The 19,222-nt window shown below is 52.6% G+C and carries 19 protein-coding genes; 10 read left to right on the plus strand and 9 right to left on the minus strand.

All coding sequences use genetic code 11. From position 1 onward, the window contains the following. Positions 1-2: 2 nt before the first annotated feature. Positions 3-1,253, plus strand: a complete 1,251-nt coding sequence (locus tag OGX83_RS00335) for an MFS transporter (RefSeq protein ID WP_095533158.1) — start codon at positions 3-5, stop codon at positions 1,251-1,253. Between the two features lie 43 nt (positions 1,254-1,296). Here the strand turns inward: OGX83_RS00335 and cpxA are convergent, their stop codons facing one another. Both cpxA and cpxR read right to left on the minus strand, forming a co-directional pair. Then, positions 1,297-2,670: an envelope stress sensor histidine kinase CpxA gene (cpxA, locus tag OGX83_RS00340; protein WP_003028758.1), complete on the minus strand. Its 1,374-nt coding sequence runs from the start codon at positions 2,668-2,670 to the stop codon at positions 1,297-1,299. After that, positions 2,667-3,365, minus strand: a complete 699-nt coding sequence (gene cpxR / locus OGX83_RS00345) for an envelope stress response regulator transcription factor CpxR (RefSeq protein WP_003028763.1) — start codon at positions 3,363-3,365, stop codon at positions 2,667-2,669. The genes cpxA and cpxR overlap by 4 nt, the downstream gene beginning before the upstream one ends. 150 nt (positions 3,366-3,515) lie before the next feature. Between cpxR and cpxP the strand changes: the two genes are divergently transcribed. The 7 genes from cpxP to OGX83_RS00380 all read left to right on the plus strand — a co-directional run bounded on the left by cpxP (position 3,516) and on the right by OGX83_RS00380 (position 11,222). Next, positions 3,516-4,016, plus strand: coding sequence for a cell-envelope stress modulator CpxP (gene cpxP, locus OGX83_RS00350; RefSeq protein WP_008787022.1), 501 nt, complete (start codon positions 3,516-3,518; stop codon positions 4,014-4,016). A gap of 147 nt (positions 4,017-4,163) precedes the next feature. After that, on the plus strand, positions 4,164-5,066 hold the full coding sequence (gene fieF / locus OGX83_RS00355) for a CDF family cation-efflux transporter FieF (RefSeq protein WP_003825216.1): 903 nt from the start codon (positions 4,164-4,166) through the stop codon (positions 5,064-5,066). Between the two features lie 185 nt (positions 5,067-5,251). Then, complete coding sequence (pfkA, locus tag OGX83_RS00360) at positions 5,252-6,214, plus strand: 6-phosphofructokinase (protein ID WP_003825214.1); 963 nt, start codon at positions 5,252-5,254, stop codon at positions 6,212-6,214. Positions 6,215-6,414: 200 nt separating this feature from the next. Further along, on the plus strand, positions 6,415-7,404 hold the full coding sequence (gene sbp / locus OGX83_RS00365) for a sulfate/thiosulfate ABC transporter substrate-binding protein Sbp (RefSeq protein WP_008787024.1): 990 nt from the start codon (positions 6,415-6,417) through the stop codon (positions 7,402-7,404). 104 nt (positions 7,405-7,508) lie between these two features. Next, the gene (locus OGX83_RS00370; RefSeq protein ID WP_174770855.1) at positions 7,509-8,258 is read left to right on the plus strand and encodes a CDP-diacylglycerol diphosphatase; all 750 of its coding nucleotides are present in this window, start codon (positions 7,509-7,511) and stop codon (positions 8,256-8,258) included. 73 nt (positions 8,259-8,331) lie between these two features. Beyond that, positions 8,332-9,636, plus strand: a complete 1,305-nt coding sequence (locus OGX83_RS00375) for an SLC13 family permease (protein WP_234096752.1) — start codon at positions 8,332-8,334, stop codon at positions 9,634-9,636. A 113-nt stretch (positions 9,637-9,749) separates the two neighbouring features. Then, positions 9,750-11,222, plus strand: a complete 1,473-nt coding sequence (locus OGX83_RS00380; RefSeq protein ID WP_003825206.1) for a DASS family sodium-coupled anion symporter — start codon at positions 9,750-9,752, stop codon at positions 11,220-11,222. A gap of 39 nt (positions 11,223-11,261) precedes the next feature. Here the strand turns inward: OGX83_RS00380 and tpiA are convergent, their stop codons facing one another. Further along, complete coding sequence (tpiA, locus tag OGX83_RS00385; protein WP_003028783.1) at positions 11,262-12,029, minus strand: triose-phosphate isomerase; 768 nt, start codon at positions 12,027-12,029, stop codon at positions 11,262-11,264. Positions 12,030-12,257: 228 nt separating this feature from the next. Beyond that, positions 12,258-12,860: a YiiQ family protein gene (locus OGX83_RS00390; protein ID WP_048237080.1), complete on the minus strand. Its 603-nt coding sequence runs from the start codon at positions 12,858-12,860 to the stop codon at positions 12,258-12,260. Positions 12,861-12,960: 100 nt separating this feature from the next. On the opposite strand from OGX83_RS00390, the gene OGX83_RS00395 reads away from it, so the two are divergent. Next, a complete protein-coding gene (locus OGX83_RS00395) occupies positions 12,961-13,389 on the plus strand; it encodes a DUF805 domain-containing protein (RefSeq protein WP_008787028.1) in 429 nt (142 codons plus the stop codon). A gap of 63 nt (positions 13,390-13,452) precedes the next feature. On the opposite strand, the gene fpr is transcribed toward OGX83_RS00395, so the two are convergent. From fpr to OGX83_RS00415, 4 genes are all read right to left on the minus strand, one after another. Continuing rightward, positions 13,453-14,199: a ferredoxin--NADP(+) reductase gene (fpr, locus tag OGX83_RS00400; RefSeq protein ID WP_048215185.1), complete on the minus strand. Its 747-nt coding sequence runs from the start codon at positions 14,197-14,199 to the stop codon at positions 13,453-13,455. A gap of 95 nt (positions 14,200-14,294) precedes the next feature. Then, a complete protein-coding gene (gene glpX / locus OGX83_RS00405; protein WP_286587213.1) occupies positions 14,295-15,305 on the minus strand; it encodes a class II fructose-bisphosphatase in 1,011 nt (336 codons plus the stop codon). 135 nt (positions 15,306-15,440) lie between these two features. Beyond that, the gene (gene glpK, locus OGX83_RS00410) at positions 15,441-16,949 is read right to left on the minus strand and encodes a glycerol kinase GlpK (protein ID WP_003028792.1); all 1,509 of its coding nucleotides are present in this window, start codon (positions 16,947-16,949) and stop codon (positions 15,441-15,443) included. 22 nt (positions 16,950-16,971) lie between these two features. Continuing rightward, positions 16,972-17,817 (minus strand): MIP/aquaporin family protein, encoded by an 846-nt coding sequence (locus tag OGX83_RS00415; RefSeq protein WP_008787032.1) that lies wholly within the window; start codon positions 17,815-17,817, stop codon positions 16,972-16,974. Positions 17,818-18,245: 428 nt separating this feature from the next. Between OGX83_RS00415 and zapB the strand changes: the two genes are divergently transcribed. Then, a complete protein-coding gene (gene zapB / locus OGX83_RS00420) occupies positions 18,246-18,491 on the plus strand; it encodes a septal ring assembly protein ZapB (protein WP_095533156.1) in 246 nt (81 codons plus the stop codon). 216 nt (positions 18,492-18,707) lie between these two features. Here the strand turns inward: zapB and rraA are convergent, their stop codons facing one another. Then, positions 18,708-19,193: a ribonuclease E activity regulator RraA gene (gene rraA, locus OGX83_RS00425; RefSeq protein WP_008787034.1), complete on the minus strand. Its 486-nt coding sequence runs from the start codon at positions 19,191-19,193 to the stop codon at positions 18,708-18,710. Positions 19,194-19,222 lie beyond the last annotated feature (29 nt).

Raw genomic sequence — 19,222 nt, forward strand, 5'->3', positions numbered from 1 at the left:
TCATGAATAAATGGGCAAGGCTCTGTTTTTTGATTTTAGGCGGCGGCACGATATTCAAGCTTTCAAGTATGAAAGATGTTTTCTATGTGCCAATGCAGAATGACTGGGGTTTAACTAATACGCAAATTGGGTTGAGCTTTACGGTTTATACGATTGTTCAGACAACCGGACTTTTTCTTTCTCTCTATATCGCAGATCGTTACTCCAAGAAAATATTATTACCGTTCGGTCTGATTGGCGTTGGGTTATGTGGCTTATATCTGGCAACGCTACCGTCATTTACTGGTTATCTCATTTGCTTTGCCGCGATGGCTTTCTTTGCCGATGTGGTTTATTGGCCGGTATTGCTGAAAGCCGTTCGTTTGCTGGGAACGAAAGAAGAACAAGGACGCATGTTCGGCTTTTTAGAAGCCGGACGTGGCGTGGTGGATGTTATCGTTGCATCTGGCGCTCTGTTTGTCTTCGTCCAGTTTGGTGAAGGTAAAGCGGGGATGCAGGCGGGCCTGTTGTTCTATACGGTAATTACGCTTGTGGCAGGTATTGTGACGTACTTTATTGTCGATGATGACAAAGTGAAAGGTGGCGAGAAAACCAGTGCCAACATGGAAGTGTTAAAGGGTATCAAACATGTTTTGTCCTGCCCTAATGTTTGGCTGGCTTCTTTAGGTATTTTCTTCGTTTATGCCGCGTACTGTGGACTGACTTACTTTATTCCGTTCTTAAAAGATATCTATATGCTGCCGGTAGCTCTCGTCGGTGCGTACGGCATCATCAACCAGTATGCGTTAAAAATGGTAGGTGGGCCGATTGGTGGAATGTTGGCAGATAAAGTTGCTAAATCACCGACAGTGTATCTGAAGTGGACGTTCCTGATCTCTGCTGTGGCGATGCTTGTGTTCATGCAGTTACCGCATCAAACAATGAACGTGTATATCGGTATGGCGGCGACATTAGGGTTCGGAGCGATTATCTTCTCACAGCGCGCCATTTTCTTCGCGCCGATGGATGAGATCGGTACCCCACGTGAGTATGCGGGCTCGGCAATGGCATTTGGTTGCATCATCGGTTATATGCCAGCGATGTTTGCGTACACGTTGTACGGCTATTTGCTGGATACCAATAGCGGCATCACTGGCTACAACTATGTCTTTAGCGTGATGATTGCGTTCAGCTTAATGGGCTTTATCTGCTCGACCATTCTGGTGAAGCGAATTAAAAAGCAAAAGCTAGCGGCGGCGGCTGCGGCGGCATAACGTGAATGCTTCCCCGGTAATCATGTCGTACCGGGGAAGCCTGTTAAGCGCGTTTATACAGCGGTAACCAAATCACCAGCCGTAAACCACCCAGCGGGCTGTCTTCGGCCTTCACCCAGCCACGATGCTGCTGAATTGCGGTTTCAACAATCGCCAGACCCAGACCTGTTCCACCAGACTCGCGATCGCGCGCCTCATCGGTACGATAGAACGGACGGAAAATCTGTTCTCTGTCTTCAGGGCTAACGCCTGGGCCATCGTCGTCCACGGTGATGGTAATCCCGTCGATATCCACCGCGAAGCCAACTTCAATCTTCGTATGTGAATAGCGCAGGGCATTGCGCACAATGTTTTCCAGCGCACTTTCCAACGCATTTGGGTTACCGTACAGCGGCCACGGACCCGGCGGGAAATTCACCGTGAGCGATTTACCCATCTGCTCAGCTTCGAAGGCGGCGTTATCCAGCACTTCGCCCCAAAGCTGATTAGCTTTCACTGTTTCACTGACCAGCGCGTTTTTCTGCTGATTACGTGACATCACCAGCAGGTCGTTGATCATGCTGTCCAGTCGGTGTGCTTCTGTTTCAATGCGCTCCAGCTCTTTGCTCTCACCGCTACGACGGCGCAGCAGAGCGGTGCCCAGTTGCAGACGCGTTAGCGGTGTTCTCAGCTCGTGAGAGATGTCCGACAGCAGGCGTTGCTGTGTGGTCATCATCCGTTCCAGCGCCGTAACCATCTGGTTAAAGCTCGCGCCTGCCGCCAGGAACTCCTGCGGACCGGCTTCCAGCTCAGGATGTTGACGCAGGTTACCCTGAGCTACTTCATCCGCCGCGTTTTTCAACTTACGCGCTGGTTTCGCCAGACTCCAGGCAAGCCAGAGCAATAGCGGTGAGCTGACTAACATGGTGACGATCAGCAACAGCAGCGGTCGGTCGAACAGCAGGTTGATAAAGTCAGATTGTGAGCTGCTGGCAGGTCGTATGAGATACAGCTGGTAGTTATCTTCACCGTCTCTGACGGAGAAAGGCCCGACCATCTCAACGCGACCGTATTTTTTCTTTTGCGGATGGTCGGCGTTATCGGCCTGACCAATAAAGTTACGAATGATCTGCATTTCGTTACGTTCTGCGCCGATCACGCGTCCTTCCGTCGTAACAAGTAATAACCGCTGTCCTGGCGGCGCCCACTTGTCTATCGCCCGAAACAAGCGACGCCACCACATCAAATCGTTGGGTGGATCGTTCGCCAGTTCAGCTTCAACGTGTTGCTCAATCATTAACCCCTGGCGCTGCTCGCTGTCCAGTAGCTCGGTCATCTGGCGTGAGTCGAGCTTGGGTAACATCAGTACCAACATCAACACCAGTGCCAGCGTCAACCAGAAGATGGCAAAGATGCGTGCGGTTAAGCTCCCTATCATGAAGCGGAGACCATCAGGTAGCCGCGACCACGCAGGGTTTTAAACCACGGGTGTCCGTCTTTACGCTCTGGCAGCTTACGACGCAGGTTCGAGATATGCATGTCGATCGCGCGATCGAAAGGCGTCAGGCGTTTGCCCAGCACTTCCTGGCTCAGGTGCTCACGCGAAACCACCTGACCGAGATGCTGAGCCAGCAAATAGAGCAGGGTGAATTCGGTGCCGGTTAGCTCCAGAATTTGCCCGTCAAAGCTGGCTTCCTGGCGACCCGGATTAAGGCTTAACGCATCAACTTCCAGCGTCGGCGAACCGTTATCGCTGTTCTGCTGCTGTTCGCTCCAGTGTGAGCGACGCAGAATAGCGCGGATGCGTGCGACCAGTTCACGGTCGTTAAACGGTTTAGGTAAATAGTCGTCCGCGCCCAGCTCAAGGCCAAGTACGCGATCCAATTCGCTGCCGCGAGCGGTCAGCATGATTACGGGTGTCTGGTGTGTCTGACGAAGTGCTTTCAGCGTATCAATGCCGTTTTTCTTCGGCATCATGACGTCGAGCAAAAGTAAATCGATGCTGTCATCCAGAAGCTCAAGCGCCTGTTCCCCATCATAGGCAACCAGCACATCGAAACCTTCCATTTCGAGCAACTCCTTTAACAGGGAAGTCAGCTCTCGGTCATCATCAACTAACAGGATTTTATTCATTGTTTACGTACCTCCGAGGCAGAAATTACGTCATCAGGCGTCGCTAATCTATGACTTTACGTTGTTTTACACCCCCTGACGCATGTTTGCAGCCCGAATCGTAAACTGTCTCTCGTTGAATCGCGACAGAAAAGATTTTGGGAGCAAGTGATGGGCAAAGTTACCGCTGCCGTCATGGCCTCAACGCTGGCACTCAGTACATTTAGCCATGCAGCTGAAGTCGTCACAGGCGATCACTGGCACCTGGGTGAAGGCTCATCGCAACGCAGCGTTCAGAGCCACATGTTTGACGGTATCAGTTTAACCGAACATCAACGTCAACAGATGCGAGATTTAATGCAGCAGGCAAGACACGAACAGCCTCCTGTTAATGTTAGCGAAATGGAGACAATGCATCGCCTTGTCACCGCAGAGAAATTTGATGAAAGCGCAGTGCGCGCTCAGGCAGAAAGAATGGCGCAAGAACAGGTTGCCCGCCAGGTTGAAATAGCCAGGATCCGCAACCAGATGTATCGCCTGTTAACGCCAGAGCAGCAAGCGGTTTTAAATGAGAAACATGAACAACGAATGGAGCAACTGCGCGATGTAGCGCACTGGAAAAAAAGCTCATCGTTGAATTTATTGAGTAGTAGCAACTCACGTTCCCAGTAGTAACCCTGTTTTCCTTGCCATAGACACCATCCCTGTCTTCCCCCACATGATGTGGGGGTTTTTTTTGCCCAAAATTTGTCCCTCGGTTATTGCCTGACTGTTTTACTTCATCCGTTATACTAGCGGCATATCCTGGCAGGAGTGTTTATGAATCAAACCTATGGGCGGCTAGTGAGCCGGGCGGCAATCGCGGCAACCGTGATGGCATCGCTGTTACTTTTGATCAAAATTTTTGCGTGGTGGTACACCGGATCGGTCAGTATTCTGGCTGCACTGGTGGATTCTCTGGTGGACATCGCGGCGTCGTTAACCAACCTGTTGGTGGTGCGCTATTCGCTGCAGCCCGCAGATGATGAACATACGTTCGGACACGGAAAAGCGGAATCGCTGGCGGCGCTGGCGCAAAGCATGTTTATTTCTGGTTCGGCGCTGTTTTTATTCCTGACCGGGATTCAGCATCTCATCCAACCCACGCCGATGAAAGATCCGGGCGTTGGGGTGGTTGTCACCATCATTGCGTTAGTGTGTACAATCATTCTGGTCTCGTTTCAGCGCTGGGTAGTGAAGCGTACGCAAAGTCAGGCCGTTCGGGCAGATATGCTTCATTATCAGTCTGATGTTATGATGAACGGTGCGATTCTCATTGCGCTCGGGCTGGCATGGTATGGCTGGCATCGTGCAGATGCCTTGTTTGCGCTCGGGATTGGTATCTATATTTTATATAGCGCATTACGCATGGGGTATGAGGCAGTGCAATCTTTGCTGGATCGCGCTTTACCCGATGAGGAACGTCAGGAAATTATTGATATAGTGACGTCATGGCCTGGAGTCAGCGGCGCTCACGATCTTCGCACGCGGCAGTCAGGGCCGACCCGCTTTATTCAGATTCATTTGGAAATGGAAGATAATCTGCCGCTCGTTCAGGCGCATTTAGTGGCTGAACAGGTTGAGCAGGCAATTTTACGGCGTTTCCCGGGATCGGATGTCATCATTCATCAGGATCCCTGTTCAGTCGTACCCAAGGAAGGCAAGATGTTTGAGCTTTCATAATTCGTTGTAAAAAAAGTGAACCGGGCCAGCATTTTGTGTATAAATTACCACCATTTGGCCTGACCTGAATCAATTCAGCAGGAAGTGATTGTTATACTATCTGCATATTCGTTGGATCGTTTCGATATGCGGAATCGACTTCCGGCAGCAGATTTCATTTTGCATTCCAAAGTTCAGAGGTAGTCATGATTAAGAAAATCGGTGTGTTGACAAGCGGCGGTGATGCGCCGGGCATGAACGCAGCAATCCGTGGTGTTGTACGTGCAGCGTTGACGGAAGGGCTGGAAGTCATGGGGATCCATGATGGCTACCTGGGTTTGTATGAAGACCGTATGGTCCAGCTTGACCGCTACAGCGTGTCCGACATGATCAACCGTGGCGGTACTTTCCTCGGTTCTGCTCGCTTCCCGGAATTCCGTGATGAAAACGTACGTGCGGTGGCGATCGAAAACCTGAAGAAGCGTGGCATCGACGCCCTGGTTGTTATCGGGGGTGACGGTTCTTACATGGGTGCAAAACGCCTGACCGAAATGGGCTTCCCATGCATCGGTCTGCCGGGCACTATCGATAACGATATCAAAGGTACCGACTACACCATCGGTTACTTCACCGCTCTGGGTACCGTTGTCGAAGCGATTGACCGCCTGCGTGATACATCTTCTTCTCACCAGCGCATTTCCATCGTCGAAGTGATGGGCCGCTACTGTGGTGACCTGACCCTGGCGGCTGCAATTGCCGGTGGCTGTGAGTTCGTGGTGGTTCCGGAAGTGGAATTCAGCCGTGACGATTTGGTTACTGAAATCAAAGCGGGCATCGCGAAAGGTAAAAAACACGCAATCGTAGCGATCACTGAACACATGTGTGACGTTGACGAACTGGCGCATTACATTGAGAAAGAAACGGGTCGTGAAACGCGTGCAACCGTACTGGGTCACATCCAGCGTGGTGGTTCCCCGGTTCCTTACGACCGTATCCTGGCATCCCGTATGGGCGCCTATGCCATTGAACTTCTGCTGGAAGGTCACGGCGGTCGCTGCGTAGGTATTCAGAACGAGCAGCTGGTTCACCACGACATCATCGACGCTATCGAAAACATGAAGCGTCCGTTCAAAGGTGATTGGCTGGACTGCGCGAAAAAACTGTACTAAATGCAATTGCCTGATGGCGGCTTGCACCTTATCCGGCCTACATGATGCAAATCGTAGGCCTGATAAGCGTAGCGCCATCAGGCAAAAATTCGACGCCATATATTCCCCCAAGTTATAGCAAATCTTTTTTTATTCTTTAATGTTTGGATGCCTTTCTGGCACGCTTTGCTCATCACAACACTACCTAAGAGAGCTGGGCGATGAACAAATGGGGCGTAGGGTTAACATTATTGCTGGCATCGACCAGCGTTCTGGCAAAGGATATTCAGTTACTTAACGTATCGTACGATCCAACGCGTGAACTGTACGAGCAGTACAATAAGGCCTTCAGCGCGCACTGGAAGCAGGAAACGGGCGACAACGTTGTGATCCGCCAGTCGCACGGCGGTTCGGGTAAACAGGCGACTTCCGTCATCAACGGCATTGAAGCCGATGTTGTGACGCTGGCACTGGCTTACGACGTGGATGCCATTGCTGAACGTGGCCGTATCGATAAAAACTGGATTAAACGCCTGCCGGATAACTCCGCGCCTTACACCTCCACCATCGTGTTCCTGGTCCGCAAAGGCAATCCCAAACAAATTCATGACTGGAACGATTTAATCAAACCGGGCGTGTCGGTCATTACGCCAAACCCGAAAAGCTCCGGCGGAGCTCGCTGGAACTATCTGGCGGCATGGGGCTATGCCCTGCACCACAACAACAACGATCAGGCCAAGGCACAAGACTTTGTGAAGGCCCTGTATAAAAACGTTGAGGTACTCGATTCTGGTGCACGTGGCTCAACCAATACCTTCGTTGAACGTGGTATCGGTGATGTACTGATTGCCTGGGAAAACGAAGCGCTGTTGGCAACGAACGAGCTGGGCAAAGATAAATTCGAGATAGTGACCCCGAGTGAATCTATCCTCGCGGAGCCGACCGTGTCCGTGGTTGATAAAGTGGTGGAAAAGAAAGACACCAAAGCGGTGGCGGAAGCTTACCTGAAGTATCTCTACTCTCCGGAAGGCCAGGAAATTGCGGCGAAAAACTACTATCGTCCACGTGATGCAGAAGTCGCGAAGAAATACGAAAACGCATTTCCGAAGCTGAAGCTGTTCACTATCGACGAAGAGTTTGGCGGCTGGACGAAAGCGCAGAAAGAGCACTTCTCTAACGGCGGTACGTTCGACCAAATCAGTAAACGATAAATAAGTCTCTGATTTACCGACCCGGTGGCCTAGCGCGACCGGGTTTTTTATTTGTCATGGTTTTGCGTTACTCTTGCCCTTCAATGGGATACAGGAAACGCGTAATGAAAAAAGCAGGCTATCTTTTACTGGCGGTGATTGTGGTCGCCGCCGCTGCAGGTATCGGGTACTGGAAATTCACCGGCAACCCGGACGCATTACGCCAGATCGTTCTTCAGCAATGCCTGCCGCACCAGTTGCAGCAGCAGGACCCCGCACCATGCGCTGAAGTAAAGCCGGATGCCGGATATGTGGTGTTCAAAGACCGTAACGGCCCACTGCAATATCTGTTGATGCCTACCTGGCGGATCAACGGTACGGAAAGTCCGCTGTTGTTGAAATCAGGCACACCGAACTTTTTCTGGCTGGCCTGGCAGGCACGTAGCTTTATGAGCCAAAAATACGGCCAGGAAATCCCTGACAAAGCAGTCTCTCTGACCATTAACTCTCGTAGCGGGCGTACGCAAAATCACCTGCATATTCATATCTCCTGCCTGCGAACCGATGTCAGAAAGCAGCTGGATGACAACCTGGCGAAAATCAGCACCCGCTGGCTACCATTACCGGGTGGACTGCGCGGTCATGAATATCTGGCACGTCGCGTCACGGAAAATGAACTGGCACAACGCAGCCCGTTTATAATGCTGGCGGAAGAGGTGCCGGATGCGCGTGAGCATATGGGCAGCTATGCGTTGGCGATGGTGCGCCAGAGCGACGAATCCTTTGTCCTGCTGGCTACTCAGCGCAATCTGCTGGCACTGAATCTCGCCTCCGCTGAGGAAATTCAGGATCATCAATGTGATATTCTGCGTTAACCCCACCTAATCTGGCGTTTACTCCGCATGCCTGTCCCCGTATTCTTGTTGAAAAAAACAACAGGAGACAGGCATGTCGCTCTGGCTTACACACCCTCTGTTTATCCCCTCTCTGGTGGTTGGTATCACCATTCTGCTCTGGGCTACGTCGCTGCTGCCGGAGTTTATAACGGCGCTGCTGTTCTTTGCCGTGGCGATGGTGGCCAAAATCGCGCCACCGGATGTGATTTTTGGCGGTTTTGCGTCCTCCGCGTTCTGGCTGGTGTTTAGCGGCTTTGTACTGGGTATCGCGATTCGTAAAACGGGGCTGGCGGACAGGGCGGCGAGGGCGCTGTCATCGAGGTTGACTGATTCCTGGCCGTTAATGGTGGCGAGCGTAGTGCTGCTGAGTTACGCGCTGGCATTTGTAATGCCATCCAACATGGGCCGCATTGCGCTGCTGATGCCGATCGTCGCGGCGATGGCGAAACGGGCTGGAATTAACGACGGCACGCGCGCCTGGTATGGTCTGGCACTGGCCGTCGGGTTTGGGACGTTCCAGCTTTCTGCGACGATTTTACCCGCTAACGTACCGAATCTGGTGATGAGCGGCGCGGCGGAAGGCTCTTACGGTATCCACCTCAATTATCTTCCCTATTTGCTGCTGCATACGCCGGTTCTGGGTTGGCTTAAAGGCGCGGTGCTCATTGTGCTTATCTGCTGGTTGTTCCCTGGCAAGCCGCATGCGCCGCGCGATCTCACTCCGCCGGAGCCGATGAGCCGGAATGAAAAACGTCTGGCCTGGATGTTAGCGGTGGTGCTGTTCTTGTGGGTAAGCGAAAGCTGGCACGGCATTGGCCCTGCGTGGACCGGGCTGGCTGCGGCAGTTATCACATTGCTACCACGGGTTGGCTTTATCAATGGCGACGAGTTTTCCACTGGGGTCAACATTCGTACCTGTATTTATGTGGCGGGTATTCTGGGGCTGGCGATCACCGTCACGCAAACCGGTATTGGTAGCGCTGTTGGCGAAGCGCTGTTACAGGTGATGCCGCTGGATGCGGAAAAGCCGTTTACCAGTTTCCTCGCGCTGACCGGTATTACCACAGCGCTTAATTTTATTATGACGGCGAACGGTGTTCCGGCGCTGTATACCACGTTGGCGCAAAGTTTTGCCGATGCGACGGGATTCCCGCTGCTGTCGGTGATTATGATCCAGGTGCTGGGTTATTCCACGCCACTGTTGCCGTATCAGGCTTCACCGATCGTAGTGGCGATGGCGCTCGGGAAAGTACCTGCAAGGGCGGGGATGCTGCTGTGTATCGCACTGGCGGCGGCAACGTATTTGATTCTTCTGCCGCTGGATTACGCCTGGTTTACGGTGTTAGGAAAACTGTAGATGTATCAAAATGTTAATTTTATGTTTTGTGAGTGAGTGAATTGTATTATGTGCGGCAATATCGGTTAATGCCCGAGCGCAGATTTGCGCACTGGAAATTCAAGGATTGATTCATGGACAGTTTGACCCCCATCCGCTGTTGGCCTGCCATCATCTCGCTCGTGATTACGCTGACCATCTGGTTTGTTATCCCGTGTCCTCCTGACGTAACCCCGCAAGCGTGGCACCTGCTGGCACTGTTTATTGGTACGATCGCCGCAATTATCGGTAAAGCTATGCCCATTGGCGCAATTGCGATTGTGGCGATTATGCTGGTGGCGATGACTGGCGTTACTAACCCCGGCAAACCCTCCGCGGCGTTGAACGATGCGTTGAGTGGCTTTTCTAACCAGTTAATCTGGCTGATTGGTTTATCCATTATGCTGTCGCAAAGTCTGTTAAAGACTGGCCTGGGAGCGCGTATTGGCTACGGGTTTATTGCGCTATTTGGTAAAAGAACGCTGGGTATTGCGTGGGCATTAACCCTTGCGGAAACGCTAATTGCACCCGTAACGCCAAGCAATACCGCACGTGGCGGCGGCATTATCCACCCGGTAATGCGGGCGATTGCGGAAAGCCTCGGCTCGCAGCCCGGCCATGCCGAGAATGGCTCAACGGGCCGTTATCTCGCGCTGGTGAACTACAACATTAACCCGATCAGCTCGGCAATGTTCATCACCGCGACCGCACCTAACCCGTTAATCGTCAGCTTTTTGACGAAGGGGACGGATGGAGTGCTGAACATGACCTGGGGAATGTGGGCTATTGCGGCGCTTCTTCCTGCTCTGGTATCACTGGTTGTCATGCCGATTGTAATCTGGTGGCTCTATCCGCCAGCTATCACGCGCACGCCAAATGCGCCGCAGTTCGCGCGGCAAAAACTGGATGCGCTGGGTCCACTATCACTGGCAGAAAAAATCACCCTGGCAGTGTTCATTTTGCTGCTCTGCCTGTGGGCGGGTGTTCCAGCGATGCTGATGGGCAGTGCCTGGAGCGTAAACCCCACTAGCGCCGCGTTAATTGGTTTGTCGATTCTATTGATGGCGGGCGTATTGAGCTGGGATGACATTCTTAAATGCCGCGGGGCATGGGATACGATAGTTTGGTTTGCCGCGTTGGTGATGATGGCGGATTTTCTCAGCAAACTGGGGTTGGTGGGATGGCTGGCAACCAGCGTTGGTAGCGCAATCGACCATCTTGGCGTGCACTGGAGTGTTGCAACGCTGCTGTTGATTCTGCTTTATGTCTACTCGCACTACTTTTTCGCCAGCACTACTGCGCATATTACGGCTATGTTCGCTGCGTTTTTCGCCGCAGGATTAGGCCTCGGCGCGCCGCCAGCATTGCTTGGTTTAATGCTCGGTTTCTCCTCCTCCCTGATGATGTCGCTCACGCACTATGGCACGGGTACTGCGCCGATCATCTTTGGTTCGGGCTATGTCACGCTGGCAGAGTGGTGGAAAACGGGGCTGGTGATGAGTGTGGTCAACCTGACCATTTGGGGTGTGACCGGCGCCTTCTGGTGGCACTGGTTGGGATACTGGTAGTTAATACAGCGGGAGGAGTGCTCCTCCCGCCTTAACAACTTAAGCCTGTTTAGCGGCTTCTGCTGCTTTAACGATGACGGCGAAGGCGTCTGCTTTCAGAGAAGCACCACCTACCAGCGCACCGTCGATGTCCGGCTGAGCAAACAGTTCTGCCGCGTTAGCTGCGTTTACAGAACCGCCGTACTGGATGATTACTTGCTCAGCGATTTTCGCGTCAGCTTTAGCAATGTGGTCACGAATAAATTTGTGAACAGCCTGAGCCTGAGCAGGAGTTGCAGATTTACCGGTACCGATAGCCCATACTGGTTCGTAAGCGATAACGACGCCTTCGAATGCTGCCGCGCCCTGAGTTTTCAGAACCGCGTCGATCTGACGTGCACAAACTTCTTCAGTTTTGCCCGCTTCGTTTTCTGCTTCGGTTTCACCGATGCACAGAACTGGAGTCAGACCCTGCTCTTTCAGTACGGCGAATTTTTTAGCGATCAGCTCGTCAGATTCTTTGTGGTAAGTACGACGCTCAGAGTGACCGATAATGATGTACTGCGCGCCGATGTCTTTCAGCATTTCAGCACTTGTTTCACCAGTGAATGCGCCAGACAGGTTCAGGTCAACGTTCTGCGCGCCCAGAATGATGTGGCTACCGGCAGCGGCGTGTTTCGCCAGGTCGATATACATTTCCGGCGGAGCAATCGCTACTGCACAGCCAGCAACGCCAGCCAGTTCTTTACGCAGATTAGCAACCAGTTCGTTTACCATGTGGCGGCTGCCGTTCAGTTTCCAGTTACCCATCACTAAAGGATGTCGCATTTCATTTCTCCACGCTTGTCAGCGAATTAAGGAATATGGCCGCCCGTCAGGGCAGCATGGTCTGTGAAACAGTATAGAGATTCATCCCCCGAAAGGCTTTGCTTTTTGTCATTTCCCCGTCATTCTCCACGTTGCAGGTGCGTTGGCTGTACTCTCTCCCCCCAGTCACTTACTGATGTAAGCTCCTGGGGATTCGTTGCGTCGCCGCCTTCCTGAAACGTGAATAATTTAGGGGGAATTCGACCCTTCGAGGTTTTCAGATAGAGCCAGCTTAATCGGTTCAACAGCGAAGGTCAGCCCCTTTTCACCGTTATCTGCCACGACATAGCGAATTGCGCCTTCTGTTTCGGCGTAATAGTGCTTACCTTTGCCTGCGGCGAGCAGTTTTTGCAGTTTTTTCTGGCTCTGTTCCTTCGTCAGTAGCGGTGCGACGGTGCGGATGACGGCAGTCATGTATTCCAGCGCTTTCGCTTTAGCTGCCTTTTGCTCTGGTCCCTGAATTGGTAACCAGGTTATCTGCATGCTTTTGATTTTCAGGGTGCCGCGCTCAAGGGCGGAAGACGCATACAGGTTTTCATTGATTTTACTGGCCGCGCGGGTGAGATTTGCCCGATCGCGACTGCTGTCGATGGCGCGGAACTCATTCAGGATCAGCTTCGGATTCTGTGTATTAAAGTTTTCGCGAAACTGGCTAATCGACAGGTCAAAGGTCGGCGCGCCCGCCAGTAAATAGGGGGCTGTGGTTGCCGTCGATGGCGCTTCCGCCAATGCCGCAGTGCTCGCGGTTAAGGCTGAAAACAATAATAAAAACAGTGTAAATCCGTGCTTCATCAATCGTACCTTTCATTCTCACTGCTCACGATTAAAACGGTAACCGTCGAGCTTGTCAAAAGGGTAAACTGTTCTGGAAGGTAATAATAAAGGAACTTACATGACCATACAGCAGTGGTTATTCTCATTTAAAGGGCGCATCGGGCGCCGTGATTTCTGGATTTGGATTGGCCTATGGATCGTCGGCATGCTGGTTTTGTTTTCGCTGGCGAGCAAACAATTACTCGATATTCAGACCGCGGCTTTTTGTCTGGTGTGTCTGCTATGGCCAACGGCGGCAGTGACGGTAAAACGTCTGCATGACCGGGGGCGTTCCGGAGCGTGGGCGCTGTTGATGATTCTGGCGTGGATGCTGCTGGCCGGAAATTGGGCGATGTTACCCGGCGTCTGGCAATGGGCGGTAGGCCGCTTTGTTCCAACGTTGATTCTGGTCGGTATGCTTATCGATCTGGGGGCGTTCATTGGCACCCAGGACGCAAATAAATATGGTAAGGATACGCAGGACGTAAAGTACAGAGCTGACTCGTAGGCCGGATAAGTGTAAGCGCCATCCGGCAAAATGCCCGGGTGTTTACCGGGCATTGAAACGTTCTTACCAGTAGTGCTCTGCGGTCATATGGCCCGGTCGGCGGCGCAGGTGTTTGGTCATCTGCCGGGTGTCCTTCAGCAACTGCTGGGTATCGCGCACCATCTGCGGGTTTCCGCACAGCATCACATGACAGGTTTCTTTATCCATTGGCAGCCCGACCGCTTTTTCCAGTTCACCGCTTTCAATTAGTGCCGGTACACGCCCGGTCAGCGAATCTGCCACGGTTTCACGACTGACCACCGTCTGGATGCGTAATTTACCTTCGTAGCGCTTTTCCAGGGCCTGCATCAACGGTAGATAGCTCAAATCGGCGGCATAGCGCGCGGCGTGGACCAGCACCAGATTTTTGAAGCGATCCAGGTCTTTGCCTAATTGCAGAATCGACAAATATGGGCCGATAGCCGTGCCGGTTGCCAGCATCCACAGCGTGTCGCAATCGGGGACTTCATCCAGCACGAAGAAACCAGCAGCTTCACTCACCACCTGGACTTCATCGCCAGGCTTCAGTGCTGCCAGACGAGGACTGAGTTTGCCGTCGGGAACCGTCACCAGATAAAACTCTAAATCGGGGTTATCAGGGGCATTGACGTAAGAATAAGCACGCTGGACGCGCTCGCCCTCGATCTCAAGGCCAAGCTTGGTGAATTGACCTGCAGTGAAAGGAAGAACCGGAGCTCGCACGGTCAAACTAAACAGGGCATCGGTCCAGTTCTGTACCTTCGTGACTTTGCCTGTTACCCAATCTGCCATGGTTTTCTCCTGTCTGCTTTGATTGCCTTATCTTCGTTCGTTGGACGAAAGATTTCCAGCCCATATGGGCTGGAAGGCTCTATTGATCAAATCAATTACAGGATGTGCGCCTGCACATCGGGATCTTTACGATCGAGGTAGTGAATCGACTGAATGCGACGGATTGTACGTGATTTGCCGCGGATCAGCAGCGTTTCGGTGGTCGCGATATTACCTTTGCGGCTAATCCCTTCCAGCAAATCGCCTTTGGTGATGCCGGTGGCAGAGAAAATGACGTTGTCGCTACGCGCCATTTCATCGAGACGCAGCGCTTTGCCCGCTTCAATACCCATGGCGGCGCAACGAGCGAGTTCCTGTTCGCCAATGCGACGGTTCTCTTCGCTGTCGCCTTTGACGTCATGACGCGCCAGCAAACGGCCTTGCATGTCGCCGTCCAGCGCGCGGATAACGGCGGCAGAAACGACACCTTCCGGTGCGCCGCCAATGCCGTACAGCACGTCAACTTCACTGTCTGGCATGCAGGTCAGAATGGAGGCCGCAACGTCACCGTCTGGAATAGCAAAGACACGCACGCCCAGTTTTTGCATTTCGGCGATCGTTTCATCATGGCGTGGCTTGGCCAGAATGGTGACGGTCAGTTCGCTCAGCGGCTTATTGAGTGCAGCGGCAACGTTATGCAGGTTGGCTTCCAGCGGCAGGTTCAGGTCGATAGACCCTTTTGCGCCTGGGCCGACAATCAGCTTTTCCATGTACATGTCTGGCGCGTTCAGGAAGCAACCTTTATCGCCAACAGCCAGTACGGCCAGCGCGTTTGCCTGACCCATTGCCGTCATGCGTGTGCCTTCGATAGGATCGACGGCGATGTCGACCGCATCACCAAGACCGGTCCCGACTTTCTCACCGATAAACAGCATCGGTGCTTCATCGATCTCACCCTCGCCAATCACGATGGTGCCGTCGATATTGACCTGGTTGAGCATAATACGCATGGCGTTTACCGCCGCGCTGTCAGCGGTATTTTTGTCGCCGCGGCCCAGCCATTTATAGCCAGCCAGCGCGGCCGCTTCGGTCACGCGTGAAAATTCAATGGCAAGTTCTCGTCTCATTGCAAACTCGTAGCTAAAAGGAATGGCGCGAAGTGTAGCACAGGGGAGGGGGCGAGATTATTGATGTGTGTGCGGGGTTGCCCCCGCACGAAGATATTGCCGGATAAGGCACAGTTGCCATCCGGCTATGACGTATTACTCGTCGTGATCTTCCCACGCCATGGCGCGTTTGACCGCTTTTTTCCAGCCGCTGTAACGGAAGTTACGTTCGGTGGTTTCGATGCCTGGGCGGAATTCACGCTCGATGACCGCTTTTTCCTGCAGCTCATCCAGATTCTGCCAGAAGCCTACTGCCAGACCAGCCAGGTATGCCGCACCCAATGCGGTGACTTCGCGGACTTCCGGGCGCTCAACGCGCGTGCCGAGAATGTCGGACTGGAACTGCATCAGGAAGTTGTTGGCGACCGCACCGCCATCGACGCGCAGGGCGTGCAAGCGAATACCGGAGTCAGCCTGCATTGCTTCCAGAACATCACGGGTCTGGTATGCAATAGATTCAAGCGTGGCGCGGATGATGTGGTTGGAGTTTACCCCACGGGTCAGACCAAAGATGGCGCCGCGAGCATACGGGTCCCAGTACGGTGCGCCCAGGCCAGTAAATGCCGGAACGACGTACACGCCGTTGGTGTCTTTCACTTTGGTGGCGAAATATTCGGAGTCGAACGCATCGCTGATGAGTTTCATTTCATCACGTAGCCACTGGATAGATGCGCCAGCCATAAATACCGCACCTTCCAGCGCGTAGTTCACTTCCCCGGTCGGTCCGCAGGCGATGGTGGTCAGCAGTCCGTTTTCGGACTTAACGGCTTTCTCGCCGGTGTTCATCAGCATGAAGCAGCCGGTACCGTAAGTGTTTTTCGCCATCCCTTCCTTCACGCACAGCTGGCCAAACAGCGCTGCCTGCTGGTCACCGGCGATACCGGAGATAGGAATACGAATACCGCCTTTACCACCGATGTTGGTCTGGCCGTACACTTCAGAAGAGCGACGAACTTCAGGCAGCATTGCACGCGGAATATCCAGCGCATCCAGCATCGTGTCATCCCAGTCCAGGGAGTGGATGTTGAACAGCATGGTACGTGAGGCGTTGGTGTAATCCGTGACGTGTACACGTCCCTGCGTCATTTTCCAGATAAGCCAGGTATCTACGGTACCGAACAGCAGTTCGCCGCGACGAGCGCGCTCACGCGAGCCTTCTACGTGGTCGAGGATCCACTTCACTTTGGTGCCGGAGAAGTACGGGTCAATGACCAAACCTGTATTATTACGGATGTACTCTTCCATACCGTCGCGCTTGAGCTTTTCGCAGATATCCGCGGTACGACGACACTGCCACACAATCGCGTTATAGATAGGTTTACCGGTTTCGCGTTCCCAGACAATGGTGGTTTCACGCTGGTTGGTAATACCGATCGCTGCAATTTCATCGGAACTGATATCGGCTTTCGCCAGAACTTCTACCAGCGTGGAGCTTTGGGTCGCCCAAATTTCCATCGGGTCATGTTCTACCCAACCTGCTTTCGGGTAAATTTGTTCGAATTCGCGCTGTGAAACGGCAACGATATTCGCATCGTGGTCCATTACGACCGCGCGGGAGCTGGTGGTGCCCTGGTCGAGCGCAACGATATATTTTTTTTCAGTCATAATTTTTTGTCCCGTAGTCACATTACTGCGAAGCTTTTTGTTGAGTGTTGGCCGCAACGTCTTTTTCTTCAATCGCGCAGACATCGCACGGTAAATGACGACCAATCAGTTTGCGATATGCCCATGCGCCCAAAATCGCGCCGGTAATCGGGCCAAACACCGGAACCAGGAAGTAAGGGATATCGCGACCACCCGTGAAGGCAATCTCACCCCATCCGGCCATCCAGGCGAAGAGTTTCGGTCCGAAGTCACGTGCCGGGTTCATCGCAAAACCTGTCAGCGGACCCATGGAAGCACCAATAACGGCAATCAACAAGCCGATCAGCAGTGGTGCCAGCGGACCACGAGGTACACCGTTACCATCGTCGGTCAGAGCCAGAATCAGCCCCATTAGAATAGCGGTAATGACCATTTCAACCGCGAAGGCCTGCACAAAATTGATATGCGGGTTCGGATAGGTGGAGAAAGTACCTGCCAGACCCAGGCTCTCGGTACTGCCGCGTACGATATGGTTAGTTTGTTCGAAATCGAGGAAAAGATTGTAATAAAGCCCGTAAACCAGTGCCGCTGCGCAAAAGGCGCCGGCAATTTGAGAAATAATAAAAGGAACAACTTTGCGTTTATCAAAACAGGCGAACAGCCAGAGTGCGATGGTTACCGCGGGATTTAGGTGTGCACCAGAAACGCCTGCGGTCAGATAGATAGCCATCGCTACCCCCAGACCCCAGATGACACTGATTTCCCACTGACCGAAAGTAGCCCCAGCCACTTTAAGTGCAGCGACACAGCCCACACCGAAGAAAATCAACAACCCGGTACCGAGGAATTCAGCAATGCACTGGCCTTTTAAGGTTGATGTTTGACTCATAATCGGATCCTGAAGAGAGTTTAATGTTTATTGTGTGCGAGAAGGTCACTGACATCCCCGGAGCCGGTAGGCACACTGTTAATTTATCGTTAACGCGCAAAAACGAGAAATATCGAAATTAAAATGTGTGTACTGCATCAACAAAATGAGCGTTTTCGCGCCATTGTGAGGTATTTGTTATACAAAAATAGTGTGAGCTGAATCATTTCACTGATCAACCTGTTAACACTTAAGAGTTATGACAGTAATGTCACCAGGAGAAAGACTAAAAGTGTTGCAAACCGCAATCTGCGCGGGATGCCGCTGGACAGGGATGACGCGGCTTCATACAATCGGTGTTAAGTAGAGTGCGCTCGTTTTTATTAAGGCGTCGCCGGTTATCGGGACGAGGATTTTTATCCATCAACGCCTTGCAATTCAGGAGAGGTATGACGATGTCATTAGAAGTGTTTGAGAAACTGGAAGCAAAAGTACAGCAGGCGATTGATACCATCACGCTGTTGCAGATGGAAATCGAAGAGCTGAAAGAAAAGAACAACTCACTGTCGCAGGAAGTTCAGACTGCACAGCAGCAGCGTGAAGAACTGGAGCGTGAGAACAATAGCCTGAAAGAACAGCAGAGCGGCTGGCAGGATCGTCTGCATGCCCTGCTGGGTCGTATGGAAGAAGTCTAATTACGCTTTATCTTTCGCGCCGTAGCTGCGTTGGCCGCGCTCAGTTACCCCAGTCACGTAGTTTACTACGCTCCTGGGGATACCTTCGTTTGCCGCCTTGCTACAACACGAAATCTTTCGCGTAACCGCCCCTGATTGTAGGCCGGATAAGGCGTAAGCCGCCATCCGGCAATCAGCGGCACGCATAAAAAAGGCACCTTCCGGTGCCTTTTTCGCTTACTCGATATCGAGCGGGTCTTCGGAGAGGATTATCCCGGTGTTATCGGCGTACAGGTGGTCGCCGGAGAAGAACGTTACGCCACCGAAGTTGACGCGTACATCGCTTTCTCCAATGCCTTCACCTGAGGCACCTACCGGAATAGCGGCAATCGCCTGAATGCCGATATCCAGTTCTTCCAGATCGTCTACCTGGCGTACTGAGCCGTAGATGACCAGACCTTCCCATTCATTCTGTACGGCCAGCCGCGCCAGTTCGGCATCGACCAGCGCACGACGAACAGAACCGCCGCCATCGACCAGCAGAATGCGACCACGGCCGTTTTGTTCGAGCAGATCGTACAGCAACCCGTTGTCCTCGAAACATTTTACCGTGATGATTTGTCCGCCAAACGACGACCGTCCTCCAAAGTTAGAGAACAGCGGTTCCACGACGTTGACATCTTCCTGATAGATGTCACAAAGCTCGGATGTATCGTATTTCATAGGCTTAACGTTCAGTTGCTGCGAGAATT

It is taken from the genome of Citrobacter sp. Cpo074 (assembly GCF_030332745.1).
GTDB lineage: Bacteria > Pseudomonadota > Gammaproteobacteria > Enterobacterales > Enterobacteriaceae > Citrobacter > Citrobacter portucalensis.

Coding starts and splice junctions, on each gene's coding strand:
- OGX83_RS00335 (WP_095533158.1), top strand. CDS start 3: ATGAATAAATGGGCAAGGCTCTGTTTTTTGATTTTAGGCGGCGGCACG.
- cpxA (WP_003028758.1), bottom strand. CDS start 2,670: ATGATAGGGAGCTTAACCGCACGCATCTTTGCCATCTTCTGGTTGACG.
- cpxR (WP_003028763.1), bottom strand. CDS start 3,365: ATGAATAAAATCCTGTTAGTTGATGATGACCGAGAGCTGACTTCCCTG.
- cpxP (WP_008787022.1), top strand. CDS start 3,516: ATGGGCAAAGTTACCGCTGCCGTCATGGCCTCAACGCTGGCACTCAGT.
- fieF (WP_003825216.1), top strand. CDS start 4,164: ATGAATCAAACCTATGGGCGGCTAGTGAGCCGGGCGGCAATCGCGGCA.
- pfkA (WP_003825214.1), top strand. CDS start 5,252: ATGATTAAGAAAATCGGTGTGTTGACAAGCGGCGGTGATGCGCCGGGC.
- sbp (WP_008787024.1), top strand. CDS start 6,415: ATGAACAAATGGGGCGTAGGGTTAACATTATTGCTGGCATCGACCAGC.
- OGX83_RS00370 (WP_174770855.1), top strand. CDS start 7,509: ATGAAAAAAGCAGGCTATCTTTTACTGGCGGTGATTGTGGTCGCCGCC.
- OGX83_RS00375 (WP_234096752.1), top strand. CDS start 8,332: ATGTCGCTCTGGCTTACACACCCTCTGTTTATCCCCTCTCTGGTGGTT.
- OGX83_RS00380 (WP_003825206.1), top strand. CDS start 9,750: ATGGACAGTTTGACCCCCATCCGCTGTTGGCCTGCCATCATCTCGCTC.
- tpiA (WP_003028783.1), bottom strand. CDS start 12,029: ATGCGACATCCTTTAGTGATGGGTAACTGGAAACTGAACGGCAGCCGC.
- OGX83_RS00390 (WP_048237080.1), bottom strand. CDS start 12,860: ATGAAGCACGGATTTACACTGTTTTTATTATTGTTTTCAGCCTTAACC.
- OGX83_RS00395 (WP_008787028.1), top strand. CDS start 12,961: ATGACCATACAGCAGTGGTTATTCTCATTTAAAGGGCGCATCGGGCGC.
- fpr (WP_048215185.1), bottom strand. CDS start 14,199: ATGGCAGATTGGGTAACAGGCAAAGTCACGAAGGTACAGAACTGGACC.
- glpX (WP_286587213.1), bottom strand. CDS start 15,305: ATGAGACGAGAACTTGCCATTGAATTTTCACGCGTGACCGAAGCGGCC.
- glpK (WP_003028792.1), bottom strand. CDS start 16,949: ATGACTGAAAAAAAATATATCGTTGCGCTCGACCAGGGCACCACCAGC.
- OGX83_RS00415 (WP_008787032.1), bottom strand. CDS start 17,817: ATGAGTCAAACATCAACCTTAAAAGGCCAGTGCATTGCTGAATTCCTC.
- zapB (WP_095533156.1), top strand. CDS start 18,246: ATGACGATGTCATTAGAAGTGTTTGAGAAACTGGAAGCAAAAGTACAG.
- rraA (WP_008787034.1), bottom strand. CDS start 19,193: ATGAAATACGATACATCCGAGCTTTGTGACATCTATCAGGAAGATGTC.